At 45.4% G+C, this 13,221-nt stretch carries 9 protein-coding genes; 8 read left to right on the top strand and 1 reads right to left on the bottom strand.

The annotated features are described in order from the left end of the window. Positions 1-323: 323 nt before the first annotated feature. The 6 genes from AABA11_RS03775 (at position 324) to AABA11_RS03750 (ending at position 7,019) form a co-directional block, all read left to right on the top strand. Positions 324-1,643, top strand: a complete 1,320-nt coding sequence (locus tag AABA11_RS03775) for an ABC transporter substrate-binding protein (protein ID WP_265728703.1) — start codon at positions 324-326, stop codon at positions 1,641-1,643. A 96-nt stretch (positions 1,644-1,739) separates the two neighbouring features. Next, positions 1,740-2,600 (top strand): carbohydrate ABC transporter permease, encoded by an 861-nt coding sequence (locus tag AABA11_RS03770; RefSeq protein WP_265728702.1) that lies wholly within the window; start codon positions 1,740-1,742, stop codon positions 2,598-2,600. Positions 2,601-2,610: 10 nt separating this feature from the next. Continuing rightward, entirely contained in the window at positions 2,611-3,441 is an 831-nt protein-coding gene (locus AABA11_RS03765; RefSeq protein WP_265728701.1) for a carbohydrate ABC transporter permease, read from the top strand. Positions 3,442-3,457: 16 nt separating this feature from the next. Further along, positions 3,458-4,552, top strand: coding sequence for an ABC transporter ATP-binding protein (locus AABA11_RS03760; RefSeq protein WP_265728700.1), 1,095 nt, complete (start codon positions 3,458-3,460; stop codon positions 4,550-4,552). Position 4,553: 1 nt separating this feature from the next. Beyond that, complete coding sequence (locus AABA11_RS03755; RefSeq protein WP_265728699.1) at positions 4,554-5,984, top strand: mannitol dehydrogenase family protein; 1,431 nt, start codon at positions 4,554-4,556, stop codon at positions 5,982-5,984. A gap of 138 nt (positions 5,985-6,122) precedes the next feature. Continuing rightward, entirely contained in the window at positions 6,123-7,019 is an 897-nt protein-coding gene (locus tag AABA11_RS03750; RefSeq protein WP_265728698.1) for a helix-turn-helix domain-containing protein, read from the top strand. A 73-nt stretch (positions 7,020-7,092) separates the two neighbouring features. Here AABA11_RS03750 and xylB read toward each other — a convergent pair whose 3' ends face one another. Beyond that, positions 7,093-8,583, bottom strand: coding sequence for a xylulokinase (gene xylB / locus AABA11_RS03745; protein ID WP_265728697.1), 1,491 nt, complete (start codon positions 8,581-8,583; stop codon positions 7,093-7,095). 246 nt (positions 8,584-8,829) lie between these two features. On the opposite strand from xylB, the gene AABA11_RS03740 reads away from it, so the two are divergent. After that, on the top strand, positions 8,830-12,195 hold the full coding sequence (locus AABA11_RS03740; RefSeq protein WP_338265480.1) for a PAS domain S-box protein: 3,366 nt from the start codon (positions 8,830-8,832) through the stop codon (positions 12,193-12,195). Continuing rightward, positions 12,192-13,199: a response regulator gene (locus AABA11_RS03735; RefSeq protein ID WP_265728695.1), complete on the top strand. Its 1,008-nt coding sequence runs from the start codon at positions 12,192-12,194 to the stop codon at positions 13,197-13,199. Before AABA11_RS03740 ends, AABA11_RS03735 begins: the two co-directional genes overlap by 4 nt. Positions 13,200-13,221: the final 22 nt, after the last annotated feature.

Here is a 13,221-nt window from a genome sequence, read left to right as displayed (position 1 = left end):
CATTCAACCCTTTAAATAGAATCCCGCCATTATAGCCATTTCTCACAAAAAAACGAAAATGCCACAAGATGAATGGCTGACATTTGTCACCTAAAACCTTATTAGACAAAGAGATAACTCAAATCACCCCACATCAAAAGAGTATTATATTGACTCAATTTCTATCAATTGACTAAAAATGAAACAAAATAGTACAGTTATTGGCGTTTTATGTATTAACAGGTCAATTATCACATAGCCTATATTAATGATCACTTGATAATCAATTATCAAGAATTAGGTACGACTATAAAAACAAAGAAACTCCAAACTGGGGGAAACCTATGAAACGCCTTACCAAAAATACCCTAACTTATGCGGTATCTATCGCTGCAGCAATGACCGCTGCTAGCGCCTTCTCAGCAACACAAATCACTGTGGCTACCGTGAACAACGGACACATGATCGAAATGCAAAAATTGACACCAGAATTTGAAAAAGCCAACCCTGGCATCAAGGTGAAATGGGTGACTTTGGAAGAAGGTGTACTACGTCAAAACGTAACTCAAGATATCGCCAACAAAAGTGGTCTTTATGATGTGATGACGATCGGTATGTACGAAGCGCCAATCTGGGGTGAACGTGGTTGGTTACAAGCCGTAGACACAAGTGGCAATTACGACGAGAAAGACATTCTACCGTCCATTCGCGGTGGCCTTTCTTACAATGGCACTATGTATGCGGCACCATTCTACGGCGAAAGCTCTATGGTGATGTATCGTAAAGACCTAGTAAAAGCCGCAGGCATGGAAATCAATGACCGCGACAGCTGGGAACACATTCGTGATGTCGCTGCCGCAGTCAACAATCCTGAAAAAGGCATTTACGGTATTTGTCTTCGTGGTAAAGCAGGCTGGGGCGACAACATGGCATTCATGACCGCCATGGCAAACTCTTTCGGTGCGCGTTGGTTTGACGAAGGTTGGAAACCACAACTGCAAACATCCGAATGGAAAGATGCAGTGAATTTCTACGTTGACTTGTTAACGAAATACGGCCCTCCAGGTTCAAGCAGCAACAGCTTTAACGAAAACCTAGCATTGTTTAACGAAGGTAAATGCGGCATGTGGATTGACGCCACCATTGCAGCGTCTTTCGTAACCGATCCTAAGCAAAGTAAAGTCGCAGACAAAGTAGGCTTCGCTCAATCACCGTACGCAGTGACTGAAAAAGGCGCGAACTGGCTTTGGGCTTGGGCATTAGGCATTCCTGCCGCAACGAAAAATGCCGATGCGGCGCAAAAATTCGTTCGTTGGGCAACGTCTAAGGAATACATCCAGCTAGTTGGTAAAAACAATGGTTGGGCAGCCGTTCCGACGGGAACTCGTGCCAGTACTTACGCAAACCCTAAATTCCAAAAAGCGGCCGTTTTTGCTGACGCGGAATTAAAAGCGATCAACTCTGCTAATCCAAACGACAGCACACTAAAACCGTCGCCATACGTGGGCGTTCAGTTTGCTGCCATTCCTGAGTTCCAAGCAATTGGTACAACAACAGGACAAATGATTTCAGGTGCATTGTCTGGCTCTATGACCGTCGACCAAGCCTTGAAATCTGCCAACATCTCAGCAGACCGTCAAATGCGTCAAGCAGGTTACTACTAGCCTCATGTGACACAGAAATAGGGCTTCGTGCCCTATTTCTACTTTTGATTCGCTCTGCATAGAGCAACACCCTGCTTATAATAAGAGAAACTCACCATGAAGCGCTCAATCACTCGCTTATTAATGGCGCCATCAGTCATCATGCTTTTGGTTTGGATGATCATTCCATTATCCATGACCATTTATTTTTCTACCATTCGTTACAACTTATTGTATCCAGGCCAGAATAACTTCGTTGGCTGGATGAACTTTGAGTTCTTTATTACTGACCCAGGCTTTATTCCAGCCGTCTCCAACACACTCATTTTATTGTTGTCTGTGTTAATCATCACGGTGGTGCTGGGCGTAATGCTTTCCGCCTTGATTGATAAACCTTTTTTCGGCCAAGGCATTGTTAGAGTGCTGCTCATTTCGCCATTTTTTATTATGCCAACGGTAAACGCCCTAATTTGGAAAAACATGATGATGAATCCGGTCTATGGCATTTTTGCTTGGATCTCTGAATCATTAGGTTTTGAACCGATAGATTGGCTGTCCAGCTATCCATTGATGTCCGTCATTATCATGGTCAGTTGGCAATGGTTGCCTTTCGCGATCCTAGTATTTGTAACGGCACTGCAATCTCAAGATACCGAGCAAAAAGAAGCCGCTCAAATGGATGGTGCAACAGGCTGGCATATCTTCCGTTACCTAACCATTCCGCATCTGGCGCGCCCAATTGCAGTGGTCGTGATGATAGAAACTATTTTCTTGCTGGCGGTTTTCGCTGAGATATTTGTCTCTACAGGCGGCGGCCCAGGTTATGACAGTACTAACCTAGCGTACCTAATTTATAACCAAGCTCTTCTTCAATATGACGTGGGTGTGGCATCCGCAGGTGGCTTATTTGCCGTCTTGCTAGCCAATATCGTTGCCTTCTTCTTAATTCGTGCCGTCGGCAAAAACTTAACGGTATAAGGTGAATACGATGACTCTTAATCAACAGCGTAAACTCAAAACCTTTCTGACCGGCTTATTCGCTTGGACAGTGGCATTGGTGCTTTTCTTCCCTATTTTTTGGATGTTTATCACCTCATTTAAAACAGAATTACAGGCGATCTCGGTTCCCCCGTCTCTATTCTTTGAACCGACACTGGATAACTTCCGAATTGTTCAAGAACGCAGTGATTACATTCACCATGCGTGGAACTCCGTCGTCACCTCTTTTGGTTCGACCATCATTGCCTTGATCATCGCGATTCCTGCGGCGTACTCCATGGCATTTTTTCCGGGCAAGAAAACCAAAGACATTTTGCTTTGGATGCTCTCAACCAAAATGCTACCAGCAGTAGGCGTATTGGTCCCTATTTACATCTTATGTCGCGACTATGGATTACTGGATTCTAAAACCGCATTGGTGATCATTTTTACCTTAATGAATTTGCCGATCATTGTTTGGATGCTGTTTTCTTACTTCAAGGATTTACCAAAAGAAATTCTAGAAGCCGCAAGAATGGATGGAGCCACACCATGGGATGAAGTGGTCAAAGTGGTTCTACCACTGTCTGTGGGCGCCATTTCTTCCACTGCGCTTTTGTCTATCGTGCTGTGCTGGAACGAAGCCTTTTGGTCTTTGAACTTAACCGCCTCCGACGCCGCGCCGTTAACCGCGATGATTGCCTCGTACTCAAGCCCTGAAGGATTGTTCTGGGCGAAATTATCCGCCGCATCCACGCTTGCTTGTGCGCCAATCGTCATTTTCGGTTGGTTCTGTCAAAAACAATTGGTCCAAGGCCTGACATTCGGCGCCGTAAAATAATTATTAGGAAGTTTTTATGTCTTATTTAGCGATCACAGAGTTACAGAAACATTATGACAACTACCATGCACTTCGCGGCATCAACCTTTCTATCACCGAAGGCGAATTCGTCGTATTCGTTGGCCCATCTGGCTGTGGCAAATCCACACTGCTACGCACCATTGCGGGACTTGAATCCAGCACGGGTGGCACGATTGAACTAGACGGTCGCGACATCACTGAGCTGGCCTCATCAAAACGTGATTTGGCGATGGTGTTCCAGTCTTACGCGCTTTACCCGCACATGACGGTTGCTGACAACCTGTCTTTTGCTTTGCGCCTCGCCAAAGTGTCTGACGCTGAAATTCAAGAGAAAGTACGCTCAGTGTCTGCGTCATTACAACTTGACGCGCTGCTAGAGCGTAAACCGAAAGAGTTATCAGGCGGGCAGCGTCAGCGTGTTGCAATTGGCCGCGCTATCGTTCGTCAACCTAAGGTGTTCTTGTTCGACGAGCCATTATCAAACCTAGACGCCGCACTTCGTGTACAAATGCGATTAGAGCTAGCACGCCTTCATAAAAAGCTTGGCACAACCATGATCTACGTAACGCACGATCAGGTGGAAGCCATGACACTTGCGGACCGCGTGGTCATTTTGAATGCAGGTCAGATCGAACAAGTAGGCACACCGCTGGAACTTTATCGCCAGCCAAACAGCCGCTTTGTGGCCGAATTTATCGGCACGCCAAAAATGAACCTCATCGCTGCCAATAAATTGGTTCGCCATGAAGACAGTCTGGCCATCGACCTTTTAGGGCAAAACATCATGTTCCCTGTGAACCGTCTAAAAGGGCCTTTACCAGAGTCGGTGATTGTTGGCATTCGTCCTGAGCACATGACATTGGTGGATCAGGGTGGTGATATTTCTGGTCGTATCGAATTAGTGGAGCATTTAGGTTCCGAAGCTTACGCGCACATTCAGTTGTCTAGCGACCAAACCATCATCGTAAAAGCACCGGCACGCAGCGAACTAAAAGATGGTCAAGAAGTCAGCATCAACATTGATGTGTCTGAAGTGATCTTGTTTAACGAAAGCGATCGCGTGATTTCTGTTATTCCAGAGGAAGCATAACATGGCCAATTTTCTTCATGCTTCGGCAAACACGGCGCAACTTTCAGCCCAGGATTACTCCAAAGAAGAGATTCAGGCAGGCATTGTTCACCTTGGTGTAGGCGCCTTTCATCGTGCTCACCAAGCCGTTTATGTAGACCGACTTTTGGCTCATAGCAGCCAGAAAAAATGGGGCATCATTGGCGTCAATATCCGCCCACAAGACAGTCAGGCCTTTGCTCGCTTTATAGAGCAAGACGGCGAGTACGTGTTAAAAACCATGGCAGCGGATGGTGAAACGCATTACGAACACATTCGCTCGATTGTTCAGCAAATTGATGGCGCGCAAGCGCCTGAAAAAGTCGACGCGGCGCTTGCCGATGCAAACACTCAACTCGTCACATCGACCGTAACCGAAGGCGGTTATTACCTAGATGAAAATCGCCGTTTGATCCTTGAACACCCTGCAATAAAAGCGGACATCGAAGGCGCTCGCAATACGCTTTATGCTTTCTTGTATGCGGGTCTGAAACAGCGCAGCGAAACCTCAAACGCCAAAATCACGTTATTATGTTGTGATAATTTACGTCATAACGGCGAGCTACTCGAAACGGGATTGATGCAATTTTTGGCCGCGAAAAATGACGCTGAGTTAGCAAAGTGGGTCGCTCAGAACGTCTCTTTCCCTTGCTCTATGGTCGACCGAATCACCCCAAAACCTAGTCAACAACATGTTGATGATGTGCGAGAAAAATTCGCTATCGATGACAAAATGACGGTCATGGGAGAAGATTTCATTCAATGGGTTGTGGAAGACAATTTTGCGGGTGACAAACCAGCCCTTGATCTCGTCGGCGTACAATTTGTCGATAAAGTAGATCCATTTGAAGAAGCCAAAATTCGCATCTTAAACGCGGGTCATACCTGCGTCACCTATCAAGCGGCACTGAAAGGCTTAACCTACTTTGACGAAGCCATGCGCGATGAAGAACTGAAGCAGTACTTTACGGATTTCATTCTGCAAGATTCGATTCCTGCCATTGGTGACTCAGTAGTTGATCTGCCTGCGTATTTCAAGATTATTGCGCAGCGATTTAGCAACGCAAACATTGGCGATACCGTAGAACGCATTTGCACCGATGGTTACGCAAAATTCCCTATTTTTGTGTTTCCAACGCTAGAAGGCGTTTACAAAAAAGGTCGCACGCCGACAAAAACAATCCAAGGCATTGCAAGCTGGTTTACCTTCATGCAGCTGTCAGCTCAAGGTAAAGTCGCAACCCCTTACCACGAGCCAAATAAAGCCTCTCTGGCTGGTTTTACCAATGACGACGAAGGCATTCGTGCGTTTGCAACAGATCGCTTTTTATGGGGCACGGTTCCAACAGAACACCCAGATTTTGTCGTCCAGCTAACACAAGCCATTCAGACAAACATGGAAAAATATGCTTAGATAATACGGTAATCTAACTCAAGAAATCATCGCGTTTGACCCACGTCTACTCTATGATTTCTTGAGTGACTTCAAAAAATAAGAATACAAAGCAGCCTAGACACAGCCATATTGTGCTACTGCTTGAGCGAGACCAATATGCCAAATACCGCCAAACGCATCACGCCTGAATATGAAATTGTCCAAGACAATGAAACCATTCGATATTTAGAACATGGGCACCCAAGTGACCTTATTCGTTGGCACGCACACGATGACTACGAATTGCACTTCATCGTCGCAACGTCGGGCAAAGTTTTTGTTGGGGATTACATTGGCAACTATTCTCCCGGACAACTGATCTTAACAGGGCCGAGACTCCCTCATAATTGGATTTGCCAAGACGACCAACAAGTTGTCAAACTCAGAGACATGGTGATTCGCTTTGACCACGAGTCGTTTTCTAACGGCATGAAGATCATCCCTGAGCTGGCTGAAATTCTCCCTATGTTAGCGCGAGCAAAATCGGGCATAGAGTTTTTTGATTTGGACCATGAATATCTAAAGGACATTTTTAGAAAAGTACGTGATTCCAGCGGCTTATCTAGGCTCATCATTTCCCTACCCTTATTACAGAAATTAGCCCATAGCCGTAGTTATCGCTTACTATCAACAGTACAAATTGACCTAAAGTCCAACGAAACACTGCAACGTAAAATCAATACCGTGGTCGATTACGTCTCACAAAACTACAACCAAGACATCACGCTGTCGAGCGTTGCCAGCCTAATCGGTATGTCAGACAGTCACTTTTCACGCTTTTTCAAAAAAGCGACCGGCAACCGTTTTATTGAATTTGTAAACCGCGTGCGAGTTAGCCGTGCTTGCAGTTTATTAACGGAAACAGACCAGCAGATTGCAACCATTTGTTTTCAAGTCGGTTTTAATAATGTGGCAAATTTCAATCGTCGTTTTCACGAACTAAAAGGCGTCACACCTCGGGACTTCCGTTCTCAAAGCAATATTCACATGGAAGGCGTTGCGCCCGTTTCATAAGGCCATCTAAGTAAGTGAAAAAAAGAATACTAAAGCGCCGCTAAACACCAATGGTTTAGCGGCGCTTTTTTATTTAAGACGACAGCTGCGCCAAGGCGTCATTCAAACCTTTGGTCGCCTGATACACGGCCTGGTAAAGCGCATACTTATGTTCATAATAAGACGCTTGAACACCATTTGGCTCATGCACTTCCAACACCTCAGGTAACGTACAATATTCTGCAATCAGCGCTTCGATCTCTTTCCCTTGGCTCTGTTGTTCACCCAGCAAAGCCAACCTTGCCGCCCCCAGTCCTGGCCCCACATCGCCGCCATCTCGATAAATAAGCCGCTTATTCAAGACATTAGCAATAATCTGACGCCACATTGCTGAACGCGCACCACCCCCTATCAAAGACAGCTCGTCGACGTAACTGCCTGCACTGTCGAGCGCGTTTTGACAGTCTAATAAAGAGAACGCAACACCTTCTAAAATAGCCAAGGTCATCGCAGGCGTATTGGTTGTGTTGGTTAAACCAACAAACTGACCGTTTGCCAACGGATCGTTGTGCGGTGTGCGCTCTCCGCTCAGATAAGGCAAAAACAGTACATTGGTTTGTGTCAGTTCACTGTCTTCCAGTGCATCCAATAATTCAGCAACCGATTTGTCCACCAGCTTAGCAAACCAAGACAATGAATTGGCTGCGCTCAAAGTGACCCCCATCTGATGCCAGCGATTGGGCAACGCATGACAAAAAGCGTGCACAGTATTAAGAGGGTTGGCTTTGTGAGATTCACTGACGGTGAAGTACACGCCAGAAGTGCCTAACGAAATAAAACCTTGCCCAGGGTTAGTAATGCCCATCCCGACGGCACCGGCCGCGTTATCTCCCGCCCCAGCAACCAACGGCAACTGAGGAAGCCCAAGTAGTTTTGCCGCAGAATCAGACAATACACCAATCAGATCACACCCTTCATATACGATGGGCATATGGGCTTGTGTTAGCCCCGTTGCGGCCAACAGAGTATCGTCCCATTGACGTGTTTGTGGGTTCAACCAAAGCGTGCCCGCCGCATCCGAGCAATCAGACGACATTAGCCCTGTTAAGCGATACGCTAGGTAATCTTTTGGAAGCAGCACAAAGGCAAGTTGATCAAAAATTTCCGGTTCATTCTCTTGCACCCAACGTATTTTAGGTGCGGTAAAGCCTGGCATCGCCAAGTTACCAGAACGCTCTATTAATTCAGGAAATTGCGCCATTAATGATGCGCATTGAGCTTGACTACGGCCATCATTCCATAAGATACAAGGACGCAATACCTCACCCTGTTTATTCAGTAACGTCGCTCCATGCATTTGGCCTGACAATCCCAAGGCTTTTAATTTACTCAAATCTAAGCGCTGCTGCAGCTGCTGAATCACGTCGATACACGCCTGCCACCATGACTCAGGATCTTGTTCAGACCATGTTGCATGAGGCGATGTTACGACCAAAGAAACGGATTCTTGCGCAAGTACGTTGCCATCGTCGTCGATAACAACCCCTTTTAACCCTGAGGTTCCGAGATCTAGACCTAAATACATTTTATTACTCATTTCATCAAATATTTGTGGTTTGTTTTGTTTTTTTATATGGCATGCTATAACCAATTAAACCGTACTTTTCCATACTCGAAACAATAGCGATAAGAGTCAATATAATTTGAAGAATTGGCCTTTTTAGTACAATCAGAGAATAAAAATGGTTAGTTTAGGTGATTTAGTAGGATCACATTCTCATTTTAGAATGTGATTTTTTACATACTGTTTCAAAGGTAGAACGTAAATTTAATGCAATGGTTAAATAGTTTTTTTGTTACCCAGATAGATCACAACCAACTCGCCATGGGTAACTACAACTACCTACTTGTTCTTCTGTCTATCTTTTTGGCTGCTAGTGCTTCTTTTTTTGCCTTACATTTCGCGTCGATTGCACAACATATTGTCATCCAAAAATACAAAACTATCGCCTTGGTGTCTGGCGCTTTCATTATGGCAGGCGGCATTTGGAGTATGCATTTTGTTGGCATGCTCGCATTTAATATGGGGCATGGGGTTTCTTACGACCCTTTACTGACTGCCATCTCGTTAATCCCTGCCGTCATTGCGTCCTATTTAACGTTAAAGAGGCTCATCAAATCCCATTTAAACCTCTGGGAACTTTTCGCTAACGGCGTACTTGTCGGAGGCGGAATTGGCGCCATGCATTACATTGGTATGGAAGCAATGCAAATGGACGTTGATTTACGATACGATCCAACTTGGTTCATACTGTCTATTGTTATCGCAGTCGTATTGGCGTTCATCGCTCTATCCACGCAGTACTACATTAGAAAAATCTGGACTGGACTGAACCCTAAAATCGTCAGCTTGATCAGCGCCCTTATAATGGGGTCTGCCATTGCGGGGATGCATTACGCAGGCATGGCTGGCGCGAGATTCATTTCTTCAGGGGACATGACCATGTCCCACATGCAAGAAAACACCAACGACTACATCTCATTTGTCGTCGCTACCATCACCTTATTGCTGTCGATTTTAGCCGCCAATATTGCTTCCCAGCTACGCTACCGTCAATTATTGCAAGAAAAAACAGCCAGTGAACAACGCCTGAAAACCACATTGGACACGGCCGTTGATGGCATTATCACTATCGATAGCCACGGTATTATTAAAGAATTCAACAACGCGGCTACCGCTATTTTTGGTTGGGAAGAAGAAGACATTATTAATCAATCGTTTGGTGTCTTATTCCCTCAAAAATACGTGGATGAATTTACTCTGTCTTTAAAAAAATTCCGTGACACAGGAGAGGTCAGCCTAACCGGAACGGATCGTGAAGTATGCGCAGTCAATAAAGATGGCCACGTGTTCCCGATTCGCCTGGGCATTGGCCGTGTCGATATTAAAAATGAGGAAACGCTGTTTGTTGGCTTTATCACAGACATTTCTACCCGAAAAGCACTCGAAGAAACCATCAAGAAAAGCGAAAAGCAATACAGCTCGCTTATCAAAAATATTCCAGGCGCCTCTTTTCGTTGTCTGATGGACGAACATTGGACAACCTTATTTGTCAGTGATGCCATTCACGAAGTATCAGGTTGGGAAACCACAGACTTTTATAACAAAACGATTTCCTTCGCCAGATTGGTTCATCCTGAAGACATTGACGCCTGTACACTGGCCATCAATCTCGCCGCCAGCGAGCGCAGGACTTACAAGATTGAATACCGTTTAAGGCATAAAGAAGGCCATTATGTTTGGGTATTGGAAAATGGCTCGGTTATTCATGCCGAAGACGGTACACCGGAGTGGATTGATGGCGTTATTTTAGACATTTCACAACGTGTAAAAATGGAAGACGATCTACGCTTAGCAAAAGTAAAAGCGGAAGCCTCAGCCGAAAGTAAAGCCTCTTTCCTCGCAAACATGAGCCACGAAATACGCACCCCAATGAACGCCATCATTGGTTTTTCTGACGTCTTGTTAGAATCTGATATCTCTGGTGACAACAAACAACACCTCGTTACTATCAGTAAATCGGCGCGCTCTTTGTTGCACTTGCTGAACGACATACTCGACAGTGCCAAGCTGGAAAAAAACAAACTCGAATTAGACATGCGAGCTTTTTTATTGGCCAACATGGTCGATACCGTCATATCTACTCTCTGGCTTCAAGCAAGAAGCAAAGGCTTGGAGCTTAATTTCCAAATTGAACCTGAAGTCGCAAACGCATATTTGGGGGCTGAAGACAGAATCCGACAAGTTTTGATGAACATTTTGGGTAATGCCATCAAATTTACTGAGAAGGGAAATGTGACGTTAACCGTATCAAAACAACCCAACGGCCATATTCGCTTTATTGTTCAGGATACCGGGATTGGCATACCTAAAGAACGCTTAGACAGTATTTTTGATCCATTCACCCAAGCCGATGCGTCCATGAGTCGCCGTTTTGGCGGTACCGGGTTGGGCACCAGCATTTCAAAACAGCTAGTCACCTTGATGGGCGGTCACATTTTTGTAGAAAGTGACATGGGCATTGGTAGCCGCTTTGTTTTCGATTTACCGCTAAAAGAATCAAACCATCAACCGCAACAAAAAACGGCGCAGGTTTCGACAATTTCGCCTAAGAAAATTTTGCTAGCTGACGACGTAGAACAAAACTTAACGCTGTTGACATTATTACTCAAGCGCTATGGGCACGCGATTTTCTTTGCAAAAGATGGCCTCACGGCCGTAGAACAATTCAAGTCCATTAAGCCGGACATCATTCTAATGGACATTCAAATGCCCAACATGGATGGTTTAACTGCCACGCAAATCATTCGTAGCTATGAAAAAGAAAACGGCTTAGAGCACACTCCGATCATCGCATTAACGGCAAACGTACTGATAGAAGACAAGTTAGACGCGCAACAAGCAGGGATGGACGGCTTTGCTAATAAGCCAATCGATATACAAGTATTAATAGGGGAAATGGCAAGAGTCCTAAATGAAGCGCCTGTGGAACTAGAGCCGCTAGGGCCCGACATCACGTCCCAAAGTCATCAAGACTTACAAATTCACATAAAGAAAGGACTTTCTTTATGGGGTGATATGTCCATCTACCTTAATGAACTGTCTACTTTTGCCACACAAAATACCAGCCTAAGCGAAAAACTGTCTTTGCTTTTGTCCAGTCAAGATTACACTCAACTTCACGCCTTAGCACACGCCGTAAAAGGCGCCTCCGGTAACTTGGCAATGATTCCGATATCAAACACTATGGCGGTTATCGAGCGTACAGCAGAGACGAAAGACGACCAACATTGCCAAAGTCATGTTCAAATACTAAAAACGCAACTCGCGCTTTTTCTAGAAGAACTTCAGCAGCTTATTGAAAACAACCAAACAGCCGACGACGTCAATGCCCCGGCAACGCACACTGTGCTGACAAATGACAGGCTATTATCGTTATTAGACACACTTATTAGCGCGGCCGAATCCTATGAAGTTGATGACGATACGATCGATCAACTGGTCGCTGGCGCTCCTAAAGAGCAAAAAGCACAAGCAATCGAAATCAGCCAATCCATTACTAACTTTGATTTTGACCACGCCGTCGTATGTCTACACAACTTAAAAGCACAGCTTTTGCAGGAGGCAAATGCATGAGAATCGGAACGAAACCCGCCCCTCGCATCCTATTAGTTGACGATGAACCATCCAATTTAAGAGTACTTAGGCAAGTCCTGCAGGCCGCCAGATACCGATTGTCCTTTGCTCGCTCAGGGCAAGATGCGCTCAAGCTCGTGGAAAAAGAAGCGGTCGACCTCATTTTACTCGACATCATGATGCCAGAAATGACTGGCCTCGAAGTCTGTAAGCGTCTAAAACAAAACCCCAAAACCGCGCACATTCCAGTGATTTTTGTCACCGCATTAAAAGACAGTGTGGACGAAGAAAAAGGCTTTGAAATTGGTGCGGTGGACTACATTGTAAAACCCATTGTGCCCGCTATCGTGCTGGCCAGGGTAAAAACTCACCTTTCATTGATACGGGCGGATGAGCTGCTAAATACCCACATCGATCTAATACAAAGACTGGGGCGCGCGGCCGAATACAAAGACAATGAAACGGGGATGCATGTTCAGCGCATGAGCCGCTATGCCAAAGTTATTGCACTGGCGTATGGTTTTTGTGAAGAATCTGCCGATGACTTAATGATGGCCGCTCCGATGCACGACATCGGGAAAATCGGGATCGCTGACAATATTCTTCTAAAGCCCGGAAAGCTTACCGCAGAAGAATACGAGGTGATGAAGACACACGCGCAGATCGGCGCCGAGATTCTGTCAGACCCAAGTTCTCATTTGATTGAACTGGCTCATTCAGTTGCCATTACCCACCATGAAAAATGGGATGGCACGGGGTATCCTAACGGCCTAGTGGGTGAAGAGATTCCAATAGAAGGCCGGATTGTGGCATTAGTCGATGTGTTTGATGCGCTGACCAGTGAGCGCCCATACAAAAAAGCGTGGTCAACCGAAGAAGCAATAAACTACATTCAAGAGCAGAGTGGGAAACACTTTGACCCTGCGCTTCCTCCCTTACTCCTGCAAGAATTACCCAAACTACTGGACATCAAAGCCAAGTTCGCAGAAACAATGAAAAAATAAAATCATTCTCACTTGTCTATTG

Source organism: Marinomonas pontica, assembly GCF_036322735.1.
GTDB classification, from domain to species: Bacteria; Pseudomonadota; Gammaproteobacteria; order Pseudomonadales; family Marinomonadaceae; genus Marinomonas; species Marinomonas pontica.
The sequence above is the reverse complement of the archived record's forward strand: the minus strand, read 5'-3'. Positions and strand labels throughout refer to the sequence as shown.

Coding starts and splice junctions, on each gene's coding strand:
- AABA11_RS03775 (WP_265728703.1), top strand. CDS start 324: ATGAAACGCCTTACCAAAAATACCCTAACTTATGCGGTATCTATCGCT.
- AABA11_RS03770 (WP_265728702.1), top strand. CDS start 1,740: ATGAAGCGCTCAATCACTCGCTTATTAATGGCGCCATCAGTCATCATG.
- AABA11_RS03765 (WP_265728701.1), top strand. CDS start 2,611: ATGACTCTTAATCAACAGCGTAAACTCAAAACCTTTCTGACCGGCTTA.
- AABA11_RS03760 (WP_265728700.1), top strand. CDS start 3,458: ATGTCTTATTTAGCGATCACAGAGTTACAGAAACATTATGACAACTAC.
- AABA11_RS03755 (WP_265728699.1), top strand. CDS start 4,554: ATGGCCAATTTTCTTCATGCTTCGGCAAACACGGCGCAACTTTCAGCC.
- AABA11_RS03750 (WP_265728698.1), top strand. CDS start 6,123: ATGCCAAATACCGCCAAACGCATCACGCCTGAATATGAAATTGTCCAA.
- xylB (WP_265728697.1), bottom strand. CDS start 8,583: ATGTATTTAGGTCTAGATCTCGGAACCTCAGGGTTAAAAGGGGTTGTT.
- AABA11_RS03740 (WP_338265480.1), top strand. CDS start 8,830: ATGCAATGGTTAAATAGTTTTTTTGTTACCCAGATAGATCACAACCAA.
- AABA11_RS03735 (WP_265728695.1), top strand. CDS start 12,192: ATGAGAATCGGAACGAAACCCGCCCCTCGCATCCTATTAGTTGACGAT.